This is a genomic window from Motilibacter deserti, assembly GCF_011250635.1.
GTDB lineage: Bacteria > Actinomycetota > Actinomycetes > Motilibacterales > Motilibacteraceae > Motilibacter_A > Motilibacter_A deserti.
The window spans coordinates 493,951-514,491 of record NZ_JAANNP010000001.1 but is presented as its reverse complement, the minus strand read 5'-3'; the positions used below and the strand labels follow the sequence as shown (position 1 = coordinate 514,491).

The window sequence follows — 20,541 nt, the reverse complement described above, 5'->3', positions numbered from 1 at the left end:
GGCGGCGCTCGGTGCGGCGGCGCTCGGTGTGGCGGCGCTCGCTGCGGCACCACTCCGTGTGGCGTCGCCGCCAGTGGCAGAGGCCCTGAGGCGCCACTTCTCGAGCGGCCGGGCAGTGTCGGCGGGGGCCGGTAGCGTCGATGCCCGGGACGCCGGGCGGCGCGGCGCTCGGCCGACTCACGATCGACGATCTGACGACGAGGAAGGGCACGGCTGGTGGCGCAGAAGACCGGATCCGGCATCACGCTCGTGGTCGGCCCCGAGGAGCTGCTGGCCGAGCGTGCCGTCGCGGCAGCGGTGAAGAGCGCGCGCGACGCCAGTCCCGGCGCGGACCTGGTGGAGCTGTCCGCCTCCGGCATGGCTCCCGGCGAGCTGGCCGAGGCCGCCAGTCCGTCGCTGTTCGCCGACAGCCTGGTCGTCGTCGTGCGCGACGTCGCCGACGCGGGCGAGGTCGCGGTGAAGGAGCTGCTGGCGTACCTCGAGCGGCCCGCCGAGGAGGTCGCTCTCGTGCTTTTGCACAAAGGAGGCGTGCGAGGCAAGAAGGTCGTCGACGCCGCGAAGAAGGCCGGCGCACACGTCGTGGACTGCGCCGAGGTCAAGCGCCGCGGCGACAAGATCGCCTTCCTGCGCAACGAGTTCCGCAGCCAGCGCAAGCGCGTCGGCGAGGAGGCCGTCGAGACGCTCCTGGAAGCCGTCGGCGGGGACCTCCGGTCGCTCGCCGCCGCCGCCGCTCAGCTCGCGAGCGACATCGAGGGCGAGATCGACGCCGACGCCGTCCGCCGCTACTACGCCGGGCGTGCGGAGGTCACCGGGTTCGCCGTCGCCGACGCGGCCGTCGAGGGGCGCTCGGCCGACGCCCTCGTCGCACTGCGCTGGGCCTTGCAGACCGGTACCGACCCCGTCCTCGTCACGAGCGCACTGGCCGGGGCGCTGCGCACCATCGGCAAGGTCGCGGCTGCGGGGCGAGGCGCCCGCGCCAACGAGCTGGGCATGCCGCCGTGGAAGGTCGAGGTGGCCCGCCGTCAGGCGCGGGGCTGGTCCGCGGACGCGCTCGCCGCCGCGATCCGCGTCGCCGCCACCACCGACGAGATGGTCAAGGGCGGCGGCGCCGACCCCGCGTACGCCCTCGAGCGCGCCGTCGTCGAGATAGCCGCCGCCCGCTCGGCCGCCTGACGACCCGCCGCCTGTCGGCACACAGGCGAGGACGCGTCGCCACTCCAGCGGTGGACACCGCGGCGCCCCGCCCGCGGTCGTCCACCGACAGGGACGCGGTGACGGGCGGTCCGACGAACCCCCCATGCCGCCCCGCCACCCCGTCCGACGGCCCAAGACTGCGGGTGCCGTGCTGTGGATGCCGTGCTGCGGCGCCCCCGCAACGCGCGTCCCAACGCCGTCCGCAGCCCGCCGAACCGCTCGACTGTCGATGCCGCCGCCTGACGCTGCTCTAGGCCGCCCGACGGTCGATGCCGCCGCCCGACGCCGCACGATCCGAGAACGAACGCCACCCGGAGACGCACGCATCAACCCCGCGACACGCGTCCCGCTCCCACCGGCCCCGGTTTTGGTCTCAAGCCGACCCAGGCCCTACGGTGGCCGTATGCCTACTTCTCCTACTGGTGCAGTCGGATACTGCCGACGGGCAGCCGCATGACCTCCGGTCGCCGCACCACGGTGGCGGTCGTGGGCGCAGGAGCAGCGGGCGCCCTCACCGCCCTGCACCTGGCCCGGGACGCGCACGACGACGAGCTCGAGATCGTGCTCGTGGACCCAGCGCGGAGCACGGGCCGCGGCGTGGCGTACTCCACCGACGACCCGGCCCACGTGCTCAACGTCCCGGCCGGCCGGATGAGCGCACTGTCCGACGACCCGGGGCACTTCGTCCGCTGGCTGCAGGCAGCAGACCCCGCGGCCGATGCGGCCACGTTCGCCCGGCGCTGCAGCTACGGGGAGTACCTGGACTCGACGCTCGCCACCCAGCTGCGGGAGCGGCCCACCGTTCGGCTCCGCCGGGTGCACCGGCGTGCGCTCGGGCTGCGCGAAGGGGCCGACGAAGCACTGCTGCTGCGGCTACCGGGTGCTGACTTCCGCGCGGACGCGGTCGTGCTCGCCCTGGGCAGTCCACGCAACCCGGCCGACTGGGCTCCGGCGGTGCTGCGCGGTGCAGCGGGGTTCGTCCCCGACCCCTGGGCCTACGGCGCGCTGGAGAAGGTCCGTCCGGCCCGCTCGGTCCTGCTCGTCGGGACCGGGCTGACGATGGTCGACGTCGCCCTGACGCTCGCCGGGCCGGGGCGGCAAGTGCTCGCGGTGTCCCGTTCCGGCCGCCTGCCCGAGCCGCACGCGGCCCGACCGGTCCCGCCGCTGCCCGCGCCCCCGGTGCCCGACGGCCCGTTGCGCCTCCCGGACGTACGCCGCCTCGTCCTCGGCCAGCTGCGGGCGGCGGTCCGCGCGCACGGGGACTGGCGGCCGGGCCTCGACTCGCTGCGGCCCGTCACCCGCGACCTGTGGCAGCGCCTTCCGGAGGCGGACCGAGCGGAGTTCCTGCGCCGCGACCGACGGTGGTGGGACACGCACCGGCACCGCATGCCCTCCGACAGCGCCGAGCAGCTCGCGAGCGTCCGTGCCCGGGGCTGGGTCACGGTCCATGCCGGGTGCGTCGCCGACGTACGAGTCGTCGGCCCCCGGCTCCGGGTCGAGCTCGCCGACGGGCGGGCGGTGGTCGTCGACGCCGTCGTCGACTGCACCGGCCGCGGCACGTCAGCGGCCCGGTCGGGCGACGGCCTGCTCGCCGACCTGCTCGCCGACGGGAAGGCCCGGCCGGGGCCGCTCGGCATCGGGCTCGATGTCGGCCCTGACGGCCTGTTGCTCGATGCCCAGGGGCGCCCGGACCCGCGCGTCGTCGTCGTCGGCGCCGCTCGCCAGGGCGCGGAGTGGGAGAGCACCGCCGTACCCGAGATCCGGGCGCAGGCGGCGGCCGCCGCGCGATGTATCCGCGCCGCCGTCGGCCGTCAGCTGGCCGGAGCGGCGTCTCAGTGACCTGCCCGATCGCAACACCTGCCGCTTCGGTCCCCGTACGAAAGGCTCGCCATGACCCTGCCCCCGCCCCGCCCGAGCGCCCGCGCCGGAGCGGAGGCCGACGCATGACCGGCGTCGTCGCCCTCGTCGGCAACCCCCGCCCGGCCTCGAAGACGGCCGCACTGGCCACGGCTGTGGCCGCCGAGGTGTCCGCGGCCCAGCTTCCCGGCGTCGGCCGGACGCTCGAGGTCGTGGACCTGTCCGCGCTGGGGCCGGCGGTGCTCGACCCCGCCTCAGCCGCCGCCGACCGCGCGCTCCAGCGGGTATGCGCCGCAAGCGTCCTCGTCGTCGCGACCCCGGCCTACAAGGCGACCTTCACCGGGCTGTTGAAGTCGTTCCTGGACCGGCTGCCCCCGGACGGGCTCGTCGGCGTCACCGCGGTGCCGGTGGCGGTGGCTGCGAGCCAGGAGGATGCGGCCACCACAGAGGCCGCCCTGCGGGCCCTGCTCGACGTCCTCGGCGCGCAGGTCGTGCCGACATCGCTCGTCCTGCTCGACGCCGTGCTGCGCGAGCCCGAGGGGGCCGAGCGCGTCGTGACGGCGTACGTCCGGGACCAGCTGCACGGGCCGGGCGTCCGGCACCGGGCGGAGAGCTCGGCATGACGGGCGCCGGCGCCGCCGGGCTGGGCCCGGCGGCGCGCGCTGCGTCAGCGCGGCGCGGGCTGCCTCAGCGCGGCGCGGGCTGCCTCAGCGCGGAGCCCAGGCTCCCGGCTCGTCGACGAGCTCGCGCACGTGGCCGGGCAGGTCCCCGGTCAGCACGTGGCGCAGCGAGGTCTCGTCGAGCACGTGGCGCAGGCTCGCCCGCACGGCGACCCACACCTCGGGCAGGTGCGCGGCGACGCCGTCGTACTCGGTCTGGTCCGGGCGCAGCCCGCGCACCTCGGCGAGCGGGCCGTCGACCGCGCGCAGCACGGCGCCGAGCATGATCTCCTCGGCCGGCCGGGACAGGACGTAGCCGCCCTCGGACCCGCGGTGGCTGCGCACGATGCCCGCCCGGCGCAGGTCGCGCAAGATCGCCTCGAGGAACTTGCGCGGCAGGCTCTGGGTGCGCGCGAGCGCCTCTACCGGAACCGGGTCCTCGCCCGAGTCGGCCAGCGCGAGCAGGGCCCGGACGGCGTAGTCGGCCTTCGCCGAGATGTCCACCGGGATGCTCCTTCAGGGTCGGGTCACGTCAGCGTAGGGGAGCCGGCGCCGCGGGGCCGAAGATGCCTCAGGGGCCATCCCGCACAGCGGGACGGCCCCTGGGGCGCAGTGCAGAGCTGGAGTCAGCTGCTAAGCGTGGCCGCGCGCGAGGCGATGGCCGACTTGCGGTTCGCAGCCTGGTTCTTGTGGATGACGCCCTTGCTGGCCGCCTTGTCCAGCTGGCGCGTCGCGACCTGGGCGAGCGTGATCGCCTCGGCGCTGTTGCCGGCGTCAGCCGCCTCGCGGAACTTGCGGATGGCCGTCTTCAGCGAGGACTTGACGGCCTTGTTGCGCAGGCGCGCCGCCTCGTTCTGCCGGTTGCGCTTGATCTGGGACTTGATGTTCGCCACGGAAGCAGGCCTCGCCGTTGTCAGAGCGGTCGTCGTCTTGGGTCGTCTCCGGCGTGCACCCGATGGGGCGGGCGCCTTCGTCCGCGCATGGAGCGCAGGCTGAAGCACCTGAGTCGACGGATCAGGTTAGCAGTGCGAGCGAACTGCGCCAAACCGCGACCGTGAACAAGCCCGCAGGCCGTCGGGACCAGCAGGGATCGAGGCCGGTCGAGGCGGGCGCGACACGGACGAGCCCGGCCCCGAGCTCCGCCCGGCCCCGTCGGGCCTCTCGCGTGGGACGATGGAGCCCGACGGAACGCTGTCGTGCGTACCCTCGGCGCACGACCCCGCTTGCCCTGACGATCCGGAAGGCACCTCCCGCCTGTGGCACCCCCCGCCGCGCGTACCGGCCCCGAGCCGAGCCGCACCGACCCAGCGCTGATCCGCAACTTCTGCATCATCGCGCACATCGACCACGGCAAGTCCACGCTGGCCGACCGCATGCTGCAGATGACCGGGGTCGTCGACGACCGCTCGATGCGGGCGCAGTACCTCGACCGGATGGACATCGAGCGCGAGCGCGGCATCACGATCAAGAGCCAGGCGGTCCGCCTCCCGTTCGCCTCCGACGACGGCACGACCTACGTCCTGAACCTCATCGACACCCCCGGCCACGTCGACTTCACCTACGAGGTCTCGCGGTCCCTCGCCGCGTGCGAGGGCTGCATCCTGCTCGTCGACGCGGCCCAGGGCATCGAGGCGCAGACGCTGGCGAACCTCTACCTCGCGCTCGAGAACGACCTCACGATCATCCCGGTCCTCAACAAGATCGACCTGCCCGCCGCGCAGCCGGAGAAGTACGCCGCCGAGCTCGCCCACATCATCGGGTGCGACGTCGACGACGTGCTCAAGGTCAGCGCGAAGACCGGCGAGGGCGTACGCGAGCTGCTGCAGGCCGCGGTCGACCGCGTACCCCATCCCGTGGGCAACCCCGACGGGCCGGCGCGGGCGCTGATCTTCGACTCGGTCTACGACGCCTACCGCGGGGTCGTGACCTACGTCCGCGTCGTCGACGGCTCACTGAACAAGCGCGAGCGCATCCTCATGCTCTCGACCAAGGCGACCCACGAGATGCTCGAGGTCGGCGTGATCTCGCCGGAGCCGCTGCCCTCGGACGGGCTCGGGGTCGGCGAGGTCGGCTACCTCATCACCGGCGTGAAGGACGTCCGCCAGTCCAAGGTCGGCGACACCGTGACGCTGGTGTCACGCCCGGCCACGGAGATGCTCGGGGGCTACAAGGACCCGCGCCCGATGGTCTTCTCGGGGCTCTATCCCATCGCGGGCGAGGACTACCCGACGCTGCGCGACGCGCTCGAGAAGCTCCAGCTCAACGACGCGGCCGTGGTGTGGGAGCCCGAGACGTCGGCGGCGCTCGGCTTCGGCTTCCGGTGCGGCTTCCTCGGCCTGCTCCACCTGGAGATCGTGCGGGAGCGGCTCGAGCGCGAGTTCGGGCTCGACCTGATCTCGACCGCGCCGAACGTCGTCAACCGGGTGATCATGGAGGACGGCAGCGAGCACGTCGTCACCAACCCGAGCGAGTTCCCCGGCGGCAAGATCGCCGAGATCTACGAGCCGGTGGTCCGCGCGACCGTCCTCGCGCCGACCGAGTACGTCGGCACGATCATGGAGCTCTGCCAGAACCGGCGCGGCACCCTGCTCGGGATGGACTACCTGTCCGAGGACCGCGTCGAGCTGCGCTACACCCTGCCGCTGGCCGAGATCGTCTTCGACTTCTTCGACCAGCTGAAGTCGCGCACCCGCGGCTACGCCTCCCTCGACTACGAGCCCACCGGCGAGCAGGCCTCGGACCTGGTGAAGGTCGACATCCTGCTCCAGGGCGAGACCGTCGACGCGTTCAGTGCGATCGTCCACAAGGACAAGGCGTACGCCTACGGCGTCGACATGACGAAGAAGCTGCGCGAGCTGATCCCGCGCCAGCAGTTCGAGGTGCCGATCCAGGCCGCCGTCGGCGCGCGCATCATCGCCCGCGAGAACATCCGCGCGATCCGCAAGGACGTCCTCGCCAAGTGCTACGGCGGTGACATCACCCGCAAGCGCAAGCTGCTGGAGAAGCAGAAGGAGGGCAAGAAGCGGATGAAGATGGTGGGCCGCGTCGAGGTCCCCCAGGAGGCCTTCATCGCCGCGCTCTCCACGAACGACGCCTCGGCGGCCGGCAAGAAGTAGCAGCCGCGCGGAGCCTGCCTCCGTGGCCCACGTGCGGCAGGGGTCGCGGGGCGCAGGTCCGGACGCGGCCGCGAAAGCGGTCACGTGCTGACCGCAAGGTGCGGGACGCTGTGGCCATGTCCGACCCGACCGCCAGGATCCTGCGGCTGCTGTCGCTGTTGCAGACCTACCGCCACTGGGGCGGAAGCGAGCTGGCCGAGCGGCTCGACGTCAGCCCGCGCACCCTGCGGCGCGACGTCGAGCGGCTGCGCGAGCTCGGCTACCCGGTCGACACCACGCGCGGGACGCAGGGCGGCTACCGGCTCGCGGCGGGCGCGAAGCTGCCGCCGCTGCTGCTCGACGACGAGGAGGCCGTGGCCATCGCCGTCGGGCTGCGTACTGCCGCGGGCGGCGTCGCCGGGATCGAGGAGGCGTCGCTGCGGGCGCTGGCCAAGCTGCAGCAGGTGCTCCCGCCCCGGCTGCGTGCGCGGCTCAACGCGGTGCAGGACGCGACCGTCCCCACGGTGTTCGCCAGCCGCGGCCCGGCCGTGGACGCCGACGTCCTGGTCGCGATCGCCCAGGCCTGCCGTGGCTCCGAGCAGCTGCGTTTCGCCTACACCGGCCACGACGGCACCGAGACCTCGCGCCTCGTCGAGCCCTACCGGCTGGTCTCCCGCGGGCGGCGGTGGTATCTCGTCGCCTGGTGCCTGCAGCGGGCGGACTGGCGCACGTTCCGCGTCGACCGGGTCCAGCGGCCGTTCGCCAACGGCGTCCGCTTCCCGCCGCGCGAGCTGCCGGCGGAGGACGCGGCGGCCTACGTCGCCCAGGCGCTGCGCGCCGTGCCGAACCGGCCGCGGGCGGTCGTACGCATCGCCGCGCCCGTCGAGCAGGCGCGCGCCGCCGTGTGGCCGGGCATGGGCGAGCTCGTCCCGGACGGGCCGGACAACTGCGTGCTGCACGCGACCGGCGACTCCGTCGACTGGCTCGCGGTCGGGATCAGCATGGTCGCCGCGACCAGCGGCCTCCGGCTGACGGTCGACGGGCCGGCCGAGGTGCTCGAGGCGCTGCGCCGGCTCGGCGACAATGCCGCGGCGCTCGCCGACGGCCGGGCGGCCGCGCCCGTCTGAGCGCCGGCCCCTCGCGAGCACCGGCCCCTCGCGAGCACCGGCCCCTCGGGAGCACCGGCCCCTCGCGAGCACCGCAACGCATGGGGGCACGCCGGCGGTCAGTGCGTCAGCCCGACTCCGGCATGACCGCGCCGCGCTGACGGGGCAGGAGGCCCGCGCCGGTCTCGAGCAGCGTCTTGAGGTTGCTCAGCAGGCGCGACCACACGAGCTCGGTCTCGTCGGCCTCCTCGTCGGAGTCGCTCTCCAGCTCGTCGACGAGCAGCCGTACGCGGGTGACCCCGTCCTCGCGCGGCTCGAGCTCCCAGCTGACCCACGTCGCCGGGCGCAGGTCCGACGCGTCGGGGTCGGGCGGCTCCGCACAGGCGTCCGCGAGGCTGTGCATGAGCAGGTGGCCGCGCTCGGCGCGCACGACCTCGCCGGTTGCCACGAGCAGGCCCGGCGCGCGGAAGGACACGGTGCTGCCCTCGGCCCACTCGGACTCCGCGCGGAGCCCGAAGTAGTAGTGCGGGGTGACGTCCGGGCGGGTCAGGGCGGTCCAGACCTGGCTCGTGCTCGCGGCCACGTAGAGGCTGAAGACGTGAGTGCGCATGGGAGGCTCCGTCGGGGGGCGGAGGCGGGGGTTCCCGCCTGCGGGTCTACAGAGTCGCCCGGGCCGCTTGAGATGCACTGCGGTCGAACTTGGGCCGCGCTTGCGCGGGGGGCCGCCGCGCCCGTCCCAGCCCCTTGCGCCCAGTCCCCGCGCCCCCGGTCCTCGCGCACCCGTCTCGCATGCGGCGGAAGAGCCCGTCCGATGAGGAACAATGGTGCGTGCCCTCCACCCTTCCCGACGGCGAGCCGGCCCCGGTCGACGGTGCCCTTCCCGACGTGTCCGTGAGCCGGCTGGGGGAGCTGCCGCTCGGCGCCTACCTGCACGTGCCCTACTGCACGACGCGCTGCGGCTACTGCGACTTCAACACCTACACCGCGCAGGAGCTCGGCCCAGGGGTCTCGCGGGCCACGTGGGTGCAGAGCATCCGGCAGGAGGTACGCCTCGCCGCCCGCGTGCTCGACGGCCGGGCCCCCGCGGTGTCGACCGTGTTCTTCGGCGGCGGCACCCCGACGCTGCTGCCGCCGGCCGACCTCGGGGCGGCGCTGGCCGTGGTCCGAGACGAGCTGGGGCTGGCCGCAGACGCCGAGGTGACGACGGAGGCCAACCCCGAGTCGGTGGACCTCGCCTACCTGACCGCGCTGCGCGAGGCCGGCTTCACCCGCGTCTCCTTCGGCATGCAGTCCGCCACGCCGCACGTGCTGGCGACGCTGGACCGCCGCCACACGCCGGGCCGGGCTCAGCAGGCGGTGGCCCAGGCGCGCGCCGCCGGGTTCGAGCAGGTGAGCCTCGACCTGATCTACGGCACCCCGGGCGAGACGCTGGCGGACTGGCGGACGACGCTCGAGGCCGCGCTCGCGGCGGGCCCCGACCACGTCTCGGCGTACGCCCTGATCGTGGAGGAGGGCACCCGGCTCGCCGCCCGCGTACGCCGTGGCGAGGTCGCCGTGCCGGACGACGACCTCATGGCCGACGAGTACGCCCTCGCCGACGAGCTGCTCACCGCCGCCGGGCTGGGGTGGTACGAGCTGTCGAACTGGGCACGCCCGGGCGCGGAGTGCCGCCACAACGTCCTCTACTGGCGCAGCGCGGACTGGTGGGGCTTCGGCCCCGGGGCGCACAGCCACGTCGGCGGGACGCGGTGGTGGAACGAGAAGCACCCGGCCGCCTGGGCCGCCGTCGTGGACGCCGGCCGCAGCCCCGCCCGTGCCCGCGAGGTGCTGGACGCGGACGACCGGCGCGTGGAGCGGATCCTGCTCGGGACCCGGCTGCGCGACGGCCACCCGCTGACGGACCTGCTGCCGGCGGGCGCCGAGGCCGCCAAGCGCCAGGTGGGGGAGGGGCTGCTCGACGCCGCCGCGTACGACGAGGGGCGCGTGGTGCTGACCCTGCGCGGGCGCCTGCTCGCCGACGCGGTGGTGCGGGACCTGGTCGACTGATCGGGGCGCCCGGCGGGCGGGTATCTCCGGCGCGGCCCTCCCGGTCGAAGGAAGCGACTCTCGTTCCGGCTGACCGACCCTCGAGTGCCCATGGAGCCCGCGACCCCCTCGTCCCCGGACGGCGAACGCTCCACTGCCGACGGCGAACGCTCCGCTGCGGCGGCCGTGCCGACGCCGTACGCGGTGCCCGTCCCGCCACCGCAGCCGGCCTATCCGCCGGTGCCGTACGCGCCTCCGCAGGTCGTCGTGGCGCCGAAGAGCGCCGGCATCGCGTACCTGCTGTCGTTCCTCTGGCTCGGCGCGGGGAACCTCTACGCGGGCCAGCTCGGCCTGGGGGTCGCGCTGATCGTGACCAACGCGTTCCTGATGTTCTTCGGGCTGATCGGGCTGGTGAGCGTGGTGCTCGCGATCGTGGTCGTGCCGCTGGTGTTCGTGGGCTGGCTGGTGCTGTTCCTCGTCTCCGGGGTGACCGCGGCGGGCGCCGTCAACCAGGCCAACGCGCGCCTGGGCTTGCCGGGCTGAGGTGCAGTACGGCGACGGCGGTGCAGCTGGAGCGCTGCACCGCCGTCCTTCGTGTGCGAAGAGCTTGCGCGAATCCCCGCTAGCTGAAGCTCACTTCACGAGCCGCCAGTTGATCGGGTAGCGGTAGTCCTCGCCGTTGTTGGCCTTGATCGCGCCGAGAATGATGACGACGAGGGCGTAGATCGCGACGACCGCGCCCACCGGGATCACCAGGAAGATCCCGATGCCGAAGGTGATGACGGTGAAGATGATCGCGACCACGGAGGCGATCAGCAGCGCGATCTGCAGGTTGAGCGCCTCGACGGCGTGCCGGCGCACGAAGGGCGACTTGCCGCCCTGGACGAGCAGCACGATGAGCGGTCCGAGGAAGCCGAGGACGATGAACGAGGCGACGAGGCCGGACAGGTGGGCGATGAGGCCCCACATCTTCTCGTCGTTCGGGGCGAGCTGGCCCTGGCCGAGCGGCCCTCCGGCGTAGCCGGCGGGCTGGCCGTAGCCCGGCTGCCCGTACGCCTGCTGCCCGTAGCCCGCGGGCTGCCCGTAGCCCGGCTGGCCGTACGACGGCTGGCCGTACGCCTGCTGCCCCGGCTGCCCGTACGCCGGCTGCTCGAACGCCGGGCCCTGCTGACCGCCCGCGGGGGCGCCCCCGCCGGACGGCGCCGCGCCCGACCGCTTGGTGTAGTCGATCCCGGGCTGGCGCTGGCCCTCGGGGCTGTCGGTCATGTGCTTCCTCTCATCGCGGTGGAACCGGAGCGTCCCACTCGGTCAACGACCGGGGAAGGGGCCGTTGTCCCCTGCCACGAGCGCCGGGGGCAGCTCTGGGCCGGCTCCTGGGTACGGATGCCCCGCACCCTCCCGGTGATACCGCGGAAGATCAACTCGCGGTGACGAAGTCGATCAGCTCCTCCACCCGGCCCAGCAGCGAGGGCTCCAGGTCGGCGTAGGTCCGGACCGCGCCGAGGATGCGGCGCCAGGCCGCCGGAGGGTCGACCGGCCAGCCCAGCGCGGCGCAGACGCCCTCCTTCCACGGCACCCCGCGCGGGACCTCGGGCCAGGCCGGAATGCCCAGCACGGACGGGCGGACCGCCTGCCAGACGTCGACGTACGGATGGCCGAGCACGAGCACGTGCGGGGAGCGGACCGAGGCGGCGATCCTGCTCTCCTTGCTGCCGGTCACGAGGTGGTCCACGAGCACGCCGACGCGGCTGCTGGCGGTCGGACCGAACTCGGCGAGCTGTGCGGGCAGCTCGTCCACGCCGTCGAGCATCTCCACGACAACCCCCTCGATGCGCAGGTCGTCGCCCCAGACCTTCTCCACCAGCTCGGCGTCGTGCTTGCCCTCCACCCAGATCCGGCTGCCGCGCGCGACCCGCGCCCGCTGGCCGTGCACCGCGACGGAGCCGCTGGCGGTGCGCGTCGGGCGGGTGGGCACGGCGGCGACGGGGCGGACGAGGCGTACGGGCTTGCCCTCGAGGAGGAACCCCGGGCCGGCCGGGAAGGAGCGCCGCTTGCCGTGGCGGTCCTCCAGCACGATCACCGTGCCCTCGGGCTGCTTCTCGACCGCGACGACGGCGCCGCAGAACCCGGTGACGGCGTCCTCGACGACCAGGTCGAGGTCGGCCGGCACCTCGGGCGGGGGCACCTTGCGCGGGGCGGAGGGCAGGGCGGACGGACCGTACGGCAGCACGTCGGGACCGTAACCGGGGCCGGCGCGCCCCCGTGGGCGGCGCGCCGCGTGCACGGCCGCCGGCGGGCACGCGCGGCTACCGGGCGCGGCTGCTACCGGCTGGCGGCGGCGTGGGAGCGCGCCACCACGGCACGCAGCGTGTCGAGGTCGACCCCGTCGAGCCGCTTGAGGTGCAGGCAGCCCTTCCCCGCGGTGTGCGGCCCGAGCCGCTCGAGCAGGTCGGCGTAGTCGTCGAGCGAGCCGGTGAGGTAGAGCGTCAGCTGCCCCTTGCGCGGCGCGAAGGCGACGGCGGCGGTGTCGCCCTCGCGGCCCGAGGCGTACCGGTAGTGCCACGACCCGAAGCCCACGATCGAGGCGCCCCAGAGCACCGGCGGCGCCCCGGTGGCCGCGGCCATGAGCTCCGCGAGCCGCCCGGCATCGGCACGCTGCCGGTCGTCAGGGAGCCCGGCGAGGTACGCGGACACGTCGGCGCCCGTCGGGACGGTCTTGTTGCCGCTGTCGGCCATGCTCCTGTCTAGTACCGAACCTGCCCGCCGGCCACCCCTGTGCCGACCCACGGCGCGTCCGCGCGCGACCGCGTAGCATTGGCACTTAGGCCAGGAGAGTGCCAGTCTCTGGACAGGGTGGCCTGGAGGTGCCCGACAGGCCCGGGCAGGGGCTCGAGCCGTGCCCGACGGGTCTCCGACGGGTTCAGGGCCGGACGTGCGGGAGGTGCGGTGACCGAGGAACGCAGGCTCGCGGTCCTGCGCGCGATCGTCGAGGACTACGTCCGCACCGAGGAGCCGGTCGGCTCCAAGGCCTTGGTCGAACGGCACAACCTCGGCGTCTCGTCGGCCACGATCCGCAACGACATGGCCGCGCTCGAGGAGGAGGGCTACATCGCCCAGCCCCACACGAGCGCCGGCCGCGTCCCGACCGACAAGGGCTACCGGCTCTTCGTCGACCGGCTGAGCACGGTCAAGCCGCTGTCGTCCCCCGAGCGCAAGGCGATCCAGGCCTTCCTCGACGGGTCGCTCGACCTCGACGACGTCGTGGCGCGCACGGTGCGCCTGCTGGCGCAGCTGACCCGGCAGGTCGCCGTGGTGCAGTACCCCTCCCTCACCCGATCGGCCGTCCGGCACGTCGAGGTCGTGGCGCTGGGCGCCAATCGGCTGCTGCTCGTGCTGATCACGGACACCGGCCGCGTGGAGCAGCGCGTGGTCGAGTCGCCGGCCGTCCTCTCCGACGACCTCGTCGGTCGCGTGCGCTCGCGCTTCAACGCAGCGATCACGGGCGTGCGGCTGGCCGACGTGCCCGCGGAGGTCGAGGACATCGCGCTGCAGTTCGGCGAGCAGGAGCGGCCCGCCGTGACCGGCGTCGTGTCCGCGCTGCTGGAGATGCTGGTGGAGACCCGCGAGGAGCGGGTCGTCCTGGCCGGCGCCTCCAACCTCGCCCGCTTCGGGCAGGACTTCCCCTACTCGATCCGTCCCGTGCTCGAGGCGCTCGAGGAGCAGGTCGTGCTCCTGCGCCTCGTCGGCGAGGCGACGAGCCCGTCCGCGCTCACCGTGCGGATCGGGTCGGAGAACCCCGAGGGGCTCACGACGACCGCCGTCGTGAGCACGGGGTACGGCCGGGGCGAGCAGGCCCTCGGTGGCATCGGCGTGCTCGGGCCGATGCGCATGGACTACCCCTCGACGATGGGCGCGGTCCGCGCCGTCGCGCGCTATGTCAGCCAGATCCTCGCGGAGTCGTGACGGTGCCTCAATCCCAGCCGGCAACGGACTACTACACCCTGCTCGGCGTCTCCCGGGACGCCTCTGCGGACGACATCAAGAAGGCCTATCGCAGGCTCGCCCGCGAGCTGCACCCCGACGTCAACCCCGACCCGGAGACGCAGGAGCGGTTCAAGGAGGTCACCCGGGCCTACGAGGTGCTCTCCGACCCGGGCAAGCGTGAGCGCTACGACCTCGGGGGCGACCCCACCGCGCCCGGCGGCGGCGGCTTCGGGGCCGGGTTCGGCTTCAGCGACATCATGGACGCGTTCTTCAACGCGGCCGCCGGCGGCCCGGGAGCGCGCGGGCCGCGTACGCGGCAGCGGCGCGGCCAGGACGCGCTGATCCGGCTGGAGCTGGACCTGCAGGAGACCGCGTTCGGCGCGACCCGTGAGCTGCAGATCGACACGGCCGTCGCCTGCCCGACCTGCCACGGCGAGGGGACCGCGGAGGGGACCGGCGTCGAGGTCTGCCCCATCTGCAAGGGCCGTGGGGAGACCCAGCACGTGACCCGGTCGTTCCTGGGCCAGGTCATGACGACCCGCCCCTGCGTCAACTGCCAGGCCACCGGCTCGGTCATCCCGCACCCTTGCCCGGAGTGCGACGGGGACGGCCGCGTCCGCAGCCGGCGCACGCTGACGATCAAGATCCCGGCCGGCGTCGACACCGGCACCCGCATCCAGCTCACCGGCGAGGGCGAGGTCGGCCAGGGCGCGGGCCCGGCGGGCGACCTCTACGTCGAGATCGTCGAGCGCCCGCACGCGCTGTTCACCCGGCACGGCGACGACCTGCACTGCACGGTCACGCTGCCGATGACCGCTGCCGCCCTGGGCACGCGCGTGGAGCTGGAGACCCTCGACGGCACGGAGACGATCGACATCCGGCCGGGCACCCAGCCGGGCCAGGTCATCCCGCTGCACGAGCGCGGGGTCCAGCACCTGCGGGGGGCCGGGCGCGGGGACCTGCTCATCCACGTCGACGTCCAGGTGCCGACCAAGCTCGACGACTCCCAGGCCGAGCTGCTCCGCCAGTTCGCCGCCTCGCGCGGCGAGGACCGCCCGATCGGCCAGTTCGGCCCGGGGCAGCAGGGGTTCTTCTCCCGGCTGCGCGACGCCTTCAACGGGCGGTGAGCGCGCCCGTCTTCGTCGTGCCCGCGGAGCGGCTGACCGCATCGGCGGGGCCGGCCGGCCGCGTGCTGGTCGACGGGCCGGAGGGACGGCACGCCGCAGCGGTACGCCGGCTGGCCGCCGGGGAGCCGGTCGAGCTGGTCGACGGATCGGGTACGCGGGGGCGCGGCGTCGTGGCCGCGGCGGGCCGTGACTTCCTCGAGGTCGACGTGGCGGAGCTGGTGGTCGAGCCGCCCCCGACGCCGCGCCTGGTCGTCGTCCAGGCGCTGCCGAAGGGCGAGCGCGCCGAGCTCGCCGTCGAGGCGCTCAGCGAGGTCGGGGCCGACGTGATCGTCCCGTGGCAGGCCGCGCGGTGCGTGGTGCAGTGGCGCGGGGAGCGGGCGGCCAAGTCGCTCTCCCGCTGGCGCGCCACGGCGCGGGAGGCCGGCAAGCAGGCCCGCCGCGCCCGGTTCGCCGAGGTCACCGAGGCCGCGTCGACGGCCGACGTCGCCCAGCTGCTCCGCAGCGCCGCGCTCGGCGCGGTGCTGCACGAGGAGGGGGCCGCCCCGTTGGCCGGCATCGACGACGTGCCGGGGGCCGGCGACGTCGTGCTCGTCGTCGGGCCCGAGGGTGGTGTCGCCCCCGACGAGCTCGTCGCGTTCGCGGGTGCGGGGGCGCAGGCGTACCGGCTGGGGCCGAGCGTGCTGCGCACCTCGACCGCAGGGGCCGTCGCCGCCGCGGTGGTGCTGAGCCGGACGCCGCGCTGGCGCTGAGCCGGCGCGCGCGGGCCGTGGGGCCGGACGCCGGGGGGGGTTGGGTCGAACAGGTCCGGTAGCCGGCCCGACCACGAACGCGCGGCCTGTGGTGTCGTGCTGATGCGGACGCAGCAGTCGATCTACGTGGTCGTCGTGCAACCGCTCGTCGTGTGAGCGCCTCCGCCTCCGTCCCGACGGCCGGTCATGCCGTCGGGACGGGGCGGGCGAGGAAGCTGCGCTCGAGGGCCGTGCCGTCACCGAGCACGTACCTCCTGGCCTGCTCCGGTGTGGCCTCGAGAGGGTCCTCGGTCACCTCGAAGCCGGCGTCGCGCATGCGCTCGAGGAACTCCCGCACGTCGTAGCACCGGACGTGGTCCTCCTGCCCGAAGTGCTCGAGCCGCTGGGCCGGATCGGTGATCGTCGGGTCCTCGTAGACCGCCGGGAGCGAAGGGTCGCAGGGCACATCGACGAGCGCCCACCCATCGGGCTTGAGAACGCGACGCAATTCGCGCATTGCTGCTCGGTCGTCGTCGACGTGCTCGAGGACGTGCGAGCAGATGACGACGTCGAACACCGCGTCCTTGAATTGAATGTCGGTGACGTCGAGCCGGACATCGACGTCCTCGACGAACAGGTCGCCGGTGACGTAGTCGAGGTTTCCCAGCCCCTGCAGCTCGCGTCGGATGCTCGGCTCCGGGGCGACGTGCAGGACGCGCAACGGGCTGCGCCCGATGTCCGTCCTGGTGCGCAGGAAGAGGATCATGCGGCGGTGGCGCTCGAGAGTGCCGCACCGCGGGCACACGACGAGCCGGCCCCCGGCGTCAGGCAGGAGCCTGCTGAAACGCCCGTGGCACGCGGGGCACTCGACGTCGTCGCCCCGCAGCCGCAGGCCCACCGACTTGTGCTTTGTGCGGCGCACGAGCTCCAGGGCGGCGAGCGGCGTCCGGTCTCGGATCGCCTCGCGAAGGCTCATGGGAGCGGAAGCTACTCCTGCCGGAGTTGGCGTCGCCGGCAATTGCCCGAGTCAGTTCGCACAATTGCTCGAGGGGCTACCGGACCACGACGTCCTTGGTGTCCTCGCCCAGCACGCCTTCGCCCTCGAGGCCGCTCTCGTCTGGCGCGAACGCGCGCAGCTCATAGCGCCCGGGCGGGAGCTTGACGGTCGCGCTCCACGTCCCGCGCCCCGGGCCCGCCTCGGACGCGGTGGCGAAGCCGCTCTCGACCACCATGCCGTCCTGCCGCGCCTCCCAGCCCACGGTTGCCTCGAACACCGACGCCACGCCTTCGAGCCGCACCTCGCCCGACACCGTCGCGCCCTGCTCCGGCTCCGTCAGCCACACCAGCCCCGCGACATCGCTCTCCTCGCCGCGGGTGACGTCGGCGGCCAGCTCCTGCCCGTCCACGAGGACGGTGACGGCGAGCGCCGCGTCCTGCTCTACGGCGGTGACCGTGAAGACGACCTGCTGCACCGCGACGTCGAGGGAGTCGCTGTCGTCCTCCTCGACCGGCTCGCGGGCCTCCCCGCTCAGCTCGACGGTCGCCGAGCCGCCGGTGCGCTCGTAGGACGTCACGTCCATCCCGGCCCACAACGACCGGTAGTCCGGGTCCACCGGCTCGCCGGTCAGCTCCTCGAGCGCCGCGCGGACGAGGGCTCCGTCGCCGCTGCCGGGAGTGACCCGGTGGAACTCGCGGTAGAGCCGGGGGGTGTCGCCGTCGTCCTTGACGAAGTAGACGGGGACCGCTCCCGCGCTCGGAGCAGGGGTGGACTCCATCGGGGCCGGGGTCGTGCTCTCGGCCGGGGCGGGCGGGAGCGCCGGCTGCGTCGTGACCTCGACGGGGCCCGCTCCGCCGGCTGTCGGCTCGCCCTCGTCGCTCCCGCCATCGCCGGCGATCGCCCCGACACCGATCCCGACCGCGCCCGCGGCGAGCACCGCCACCACCGCCGTCGACACCGCCGCGGCGGGGGAGCGCCACCAGGGCCGCCGCGTACGCTCCCTGATCCGCTCCAGCCCGTCGCCGCTCGGCTCCACCATTCGCGCTTCCCTTTCCAGTGCACGGCGCACGCGCGCCACGTCGTCCTCGCCGTCGCCGGCCTGCCTGCTCGCGCCCGGCGCGTCCCCCCGGCTCATCCCGTCTCCTCCAGGGCGGCCCGGACGGCCGCCATTGCCCGGGAGGTGTGGCTCTTGACCGCGCCCCGGCTGATGCCCATCGCCTCGGCGACGCCGGCCTCCGGCAGGTCGGCCCAGTAGCGCAGCACCAGGGCTTCGCGCTGGCGGCGGGGCAGCGCGTGCAGCGCCGTGACCACGCGCGCCGACTCGGCCGCGGCGACCGCCGTGTCCTCGGCGGAGGCGACGTGCGGCGCAGGGGGCTGCAGCTCGGCGTGGCGTCGGGCGACCGACCGTCGCCGCAGCGCCGAGCGGCTCCGGTTGACCACGGTCGTCCTGAGGTACGCCAGCGCCCGCTCGGGGTCCCGCAGGCGCCGCCACCGGCCGTGCAGGGCGACGAAGGCGTCCTGCGCCACCTCCTCGGCCGCCGCGGCGTCGCCGAGCAGCAGTGCGCCGAGCCGGACGAGCGAGCGGTAGTGCGCGGCGTAGAGGGCGGTGACGGCCTCGTCGGGCGACCAGCCGGCGGGCTCGCCGGGCGCCGTCGCGGACACGGCGGGCTGCGTTGGCGCGCCGGACCGCGAGCCCGCGCTGGCCGGCCCGTCGGCGCCTGCCGGTCGCACGGTCCTCCAGGGAGTCGAGGGGCCCCGGCCGGGAGGAAGCGCGGGCGCCCCCAGGGGCACGCGCGGCGAGGCCGGGGCGATGGTCACGGACGTTGGACGCCGAGCCCGAGCGATCGGTTTACACGCCCGTGCCGTCCGCCCGCCCGGGCCAGCTGCCCGGTTCGTCCCCCACTCTCGCAGCCCACGGACGCGCTGGCGTACGCCACGCCGGGCGCGGCCGCCCTAGCATCGCCCTCATGGCCGGATCCTCCCCCTCCACCTCGGACGGCCCTGCGCCGACCCAGGCCTCGCCCGACTGCCTGTTCTGCCGGCTGGTCGCCGGGGAGGTGCCGGCCGACCGCGTCTACGAGGACGACGACGTCGTCGCATTCCGCGACGTCAACCCGCAGGCCCCGACGCACGTGCTCGTCATCCCCCGGGCGCACGTGGCCGACGTCGGGGAGCTCGCCCTGCAGGACCCCGCGCTCGTCTCCGCCGTGCTGCGCGGGGTGCGTGAGGTGGCCCGGCGCGAGGACGCGGCGTCCTACCGCCTGGTCTTCAACACCGGCCCGGACGCGGGCCAGAGCGTGCCGCACGTGCACGGCCACGTCCTGGCCGGGCGCAGCCTGCGCTGGCCGCCCGGCTGATTGGGTCGGTGCGGCTGGTCCGCCTCGTCCGCCGCGCCCGGCAGCCCCCACTGGCCGGTCCGCCACCACTGGCGGCCCGCGGCCTGGACCGGCACGGCTCGTCGTCCACAGGCCCGAGCTCCGGGGCCGGCCGTCCACAGACATCCGGAGCCAGTGCCGGGAATCTTCGTAGACCGGCCTGCGCTGGGTAGCATCGAGGAAGCGAGCCTCGACCACCCATAGGCCGACGCATCAGATCAGGAGCAGGCCGCACCGGCTGACTTATGGCTGAGACCACACACACCCCGACGGCGGCTTCCCCCGAGGCGGGCAACGGCTCGCCACGCGCCGTGACCAAGATCGTCGTGCCCGCCAGCCAGCCGATGGTCGCTCTGCTCGGGCCGGCCGACGAGCTGCTGCGCGTCGTCGAGCGCGCGTTCCCGACGGTCGACATCCTCGTGCGGGGCAACGAGATCACCCTCTCCGGCGACCCCGCGGAGGCCGCGCTCGTCGAGCGCCTCATGACCGAGCTGGTCACCGTGCTGCGCACCGGCCAGGGGCTGTCGGCGGACGCCATCGAGCGCAGCGTCCGGATGCTGCGCGACGAGACCGAGGAGCGCCCGGCGGACGTCCTGACGCTGTCGATCCTGTCCAACCGGGGCAAGACGATCCGGCCCAAGACCCTCAACCAGAAGCGCTACGTCGACGCGATCGACCGCCACACCGTGGTGTTCGGCATCGGCCCGGCCGGCACGGGCAAGACCTACCTAGCGGTCGCGAAGGCCGTGCAGGCGTTGCAGGCCAAGCAGGTCAACCGGATCATCCTCACCCGCCCGGCCGTCGAGGCGGGGGAGCGGCTGGGCTTCCTGCCCGGCACGCTCAGCGAGAAGATCGACCCCTACCTGCGCCCCCTCTACGACGCGCTGCACGACATGCTCGACCCGACGACGATCCCGCGGCTGATGACCGAGGGCACGATCGAGGTCGCGCCGCTGGCCTACATGCGCGGGCGCACGCTCAACGACGCCTTCATCATCCTCGACGAGGCGCAGAACACCTCCGCCGAGCAGATGAAGATGTTCCTCACCCGGCTCGGCTTCGGCTCGCGCATGGTCGTGACCGGCGACGTGACGCAGGTCGACCTGCCCGGCGGCACCCAGAGCGGACTGCGCCAGGTGCAGGGCATCCTCGACGGCGTCGACGACGTGGCCTTCTGCCAGCTGTCCCGCCAGGACGTCGTCCGGCACCGGCTGGTCAGCGACATCGTCGCGGCCTACGACCGCTTCGACACCTCGCGCGGCCCGCACGCGGACCGCCCGGCAGGCGGCCCCCAGCGTGGGCGTCATGCCTGACCCCGCTCCGGCGGCCGACCGGCAGCCCGTCGGGCCGGGTGAGCGGGGCCTCGACGAGGCGGGCGACGTCGCCCTCGACCC

21 protein-coding genes are annotated in these 20,541 nt (G+C 74.3%); 12 read left to right on the top strand and 9 right to left on the bottom strand.

Annotated features, from left to right (window positions below):
• Positions 1 to 216: 216 nt before the first annotated feature.
• From holA to G9H71_RS02390, 3 genes are all read left to right on the top strand, one after another.
• Positions 217 to 1,173 (top strand): DNA polymerase III subunit delta, encoded by a 957-nt coding sequence (gene holA / locus G9H71_RS02400; RefSeq protein ID WP_331272691.1) that lies wholly within the window; start codon positions 217 to 219, stop codon positions 1,171 to 1,173.
• A gap of 474 nt (positions 1,174 to 1,647) precedes the next feature.
• Complete coding sequence (locus G9H71_RS02395; protein WP_166277221.1) at positions 1,648 to 3,033, top strand: FAD/NAD(P)-binding protein; 1,386 nt, start codon at positions 1,648 to 1,650, stop codon at positions 3,031 to 3,033.
• Between the two features lie 104 nt (positions 3,034 to 3,137).
• Positions 3,138 to 3,674, top strand: coding sequence for an NADPH-dependent FMN reductase (locus tag G9H71_RS02390; protein ID WP_166277218.1), 537 nt, complete (start codon positions 3,138 to 3,140; stop codon positions 3,672 to 3,674).
• Between the two features lie 84 nt (positions 3,675 to 3,758).
• Here G9H71_RS02390 and G9H71_RS02385 read toward each other — a convergent pair whose 3' ends face one another.
• Together G9H71_RS02385 and rpsT are read right to left on the bottom strand one after the other, a co-directional pair.
• Positions 3,759 to 4,214, bottom strand: a complete 456-nt coding sequence (locus G9H71_RS02385) for an RrF2 family transcriptional regulator (protein ID WP_166277214.1) — start codon at positions 4,212 to 4,214, stop codon at positions 3,759 to 3,761.
• A 122-nt stretch (positions 4,215 to 4,336) separates the two neighbouring features.
• Positions 4,337 to 4,603, bottom strand: a complete 267-nt coding sequence (rpsT, locus tag G9H71_RS02380; protein ID WP_166169389.1) for a 30S ribosomal protein S20 — start codon at positions 4,601 to 4,603, stop codon at positions 4,337 to 4,339.
• Between the two features lie 363 nt (positions 4,604 to 4,966).
• On the opposite strand from rpsT, the gene lepA reads away from it, so the two are divergent.
• Positions 4,967 to 6,826: a translation elongation factor 4 gene (lepA, locus tag G9H71_RS02375; protein ID WP_166277210.1), complete on the top strand. Its 1,860-nt coding sequence runs from the start codon at positions 4,967 to 4,969 to the stop codon at positions 6,824 to 6,826.
• 116 nt (positions 6,827 to 6,942) lie between these two features.
• A complete protein-coding gene (locus tag G9H71_RS02370) occupies positions 6,943 to 7,932 on the top strand; it encodes a helix-turn-helix transcriptional regulator (RefSeq protein ID WP_166277207.1) in 990 nt (329 codons plus the stop codon).
• 106 nt (positions 7,933 to 8,038) lie between these two features.
• Here the strand turns inward: G9H71_RS02370 and G9H71_RS02365 are convergent, their stop codons facing one another.
• Positions 8,039 to 8,521, bottom strand: coding sequence for an SRPBCC domain-containing protein (locus G9H71_RS02365; RefSeq protein WP_166277204.1), 483 nt, complete (start codon positions 8,519 to 8,521; stop codon positions 8,039 to 8,041).
• Positions 8,522 to 8,739: 218 nt separating this feature from the next.
• Between G9H71_RS02365 and hemW the strand changes: the two genes are divergently transcribed.
• Positions 8,740 to 9,957: a radical SAM family heme chaperone HemW gene (hemW, locus tag G9H71_RS02360; RefSeq protein ID WP_166277201.1), complete on the top strand. Its 1,218-nt coding sequence runs from the start codon at positions 8,740 to 8,742 to the stop codon at positions 9,955 to 9,957.
• 90 nt (positions 9,958 to 10,047) lie between these two features.
• On the top strand, positions 10,048 to 10,479 hold the full coding sequence (locus G9H71_RS02355) for a TM2 domain-containing protein (protein ID WP_166277198.1): 432 nt from the start codon (positions 10,048 to 10,050) through the stop codon (positions 10,477 to 10,479).
• Positions 10,480 to 10,569: 90 nt separating this feature from the next.
• Here G9H71_RS02355 and G9H71_RS24330 read toward each other — a convergent pair whose 3' ends face one another.
• The 3 genes from G9H71_RS24330 to G9H71_RS02340 form a co-directional block, all read right to left on the bottom strand.
• Complete coding sequence (locus tag G9H71_RS24330) at positions 10,570 to 11,202, bottom strand: DUF4870 domain-containing protein (protein ID WP_166277195.1); 633 nt, start codon at positions 11,200 to 11,202, stop codon at positions 10,570 to 10,572.
• A 151-nt stretch (positions 11,203 to 11,353) separates the two neighbouring features.
• A complete protein-coding gene (locus G9H71_RS02345; RefSeq protein WP_166277192.1) occupies positions 11,354 to 12,166 on the bottom strand; it encodes a DUF3097 domain-containing protein in 813 nt (270 codons plus the stop codon).
• Between the two features lie 92 nt (positions 12,167 to 12,258).
• Complete coding sequence (locus G9H71_RS02340) at positions 12,259 to 12,672, bottom strand: DUF1801 domain-containing protein (RefSeq protein WP_166277189.1); 414 nt, start codon at positions 12,670 to 12,672, stop codon at positions 12,259 to 12,261.
• Positions 12,673 to 12,882: 210 nt separating this feature from the next.
• On the opposite strand from G9H71_RS02340, the gene hrcA reads away from it, so the two are divergent.
• The 3 genes from hrcA to G9H71_RS02325 are packed head-to-tail and all read left to right on the top strand — an operon-like array spanning position 12,883 to position 15,796.
• The gene (gene hrcA / locus G9H71_RS02335; protein ID WP_166277186.1) at positions 12,883 to 13,899 is read left to right on the top strand and encodes a heat-inducible transcriptional repressor HrcA; all 1,017 of its coding nucleotides are present in this window, start codon (positions 12,883 to 12,885) and stop codon (positions 13,897 to 13,899) included.
• Between the two features lie 2 nt (positions 13,900 to 13,901).
• Positions 13,902 to 15,047, top strand: a complete 1,146-nt coding sequence (dnaJ, locus tag G9H71_RS02330) for a molecular chaperone DnaJ (RefSeq protein WP_166278952.1) — start codon at positions 13,902 to 13,904, stop codon at positions 15,045 to 15,047.
• Complete coding sequence (locus G9H71_RS02325) at positions 15,044 to 15,796, top strand: 16S rRNA (uracil(1498)-N(3))-methyltransferase (RefSeq protein WP_166277183.1); 753 nt, start codon at positions 15,044 to 15,046, stop codon at positions 15,794 to 15,796. The genes dnaJ and G9H71_RS02325 overlap by 4 nt, the downstream gene beginning before the upstream one ends.
• A gap of 184 nt (positions 15,797 to 15,980) precedes the next feature.
• Here the strand turns inward: G9H71_RS02325 and G9H71_RS02320 are convergent, their stop codons facing one another.
• From G9H71_RS02320 to G9H71_RS02310, 3 genes are all read right to left on the bottom strand, one after another.
• Complete coding sequence (locus G9H71_RS02320; protein ID WP_166277180.1) at positions 15,981 to 16,751, bottom strand: methyltransferase domain-containing protein; 771 nt, start codon at positions 16,749 to 16,751, stop codon at positions 15,981 to 15,983.
• Between the two features lie 76 nt (positions 16,752 to 16,827).
• Positions 16,828 to 17,907: a Gmad2 immunoglobulin-like domain-containing protein gene (locus G9H71_RS02315; RefSeq protein ID WP_166277177.1), complete on the bottom strand. Its 1,080-nt coding sequence runs from the start codon at positions 17,905 to 17,907 to the stop codon at positions 16,828 to 16,830.
• Positions 17,904 to 18,434, bottom strand: coding sequence for a SigE family RNA polymerase sigma factor (locus tag G9H71_RS02310; RefSeq protein ID WP_166277174.1), 531 nt, complete (start codon positions 18,432 to 18,434; stop codon positions 17,904 to 17,906). Before G9H71_RS02310 ends, G9H71_RS02315 begins: the two co-directional genes overlap by 4 nt.
• A gap of 305 nt (positions 18,435 to 18,739) precedes the next feature.
• On the opposite strand from G9H71_RS02310, the gene G9H71_RS02305 reads away from it, so the two are divergent.
• Positions 18,740 to 19,129: a histidine triad nucleotide-binding protein gene (locus G9H71_RS02305; protein WP_166277171.1), complete on the top strand. Its 390-nt coding sequence runs from the start codon at positions 18,740 to 18,742 to the stop codon at positions 19,127 to 19,129.
• A gap of 263 nt (positions 19,130 to 19,392) precedes the next feature.
• Complete coding sequence (locus tag G9H71_RS02300; RefSeq protein ID WP_166277167.1) at positions 19,393 to 20,460, top strand: PhoH family protein; 1,068 nt, start codon at positions 19,393 to 19,395, stop codon at positions 20,458 to 20,460.
• Positions 20,461 to 20,541 lie beyond the last annotated feature (81 nt).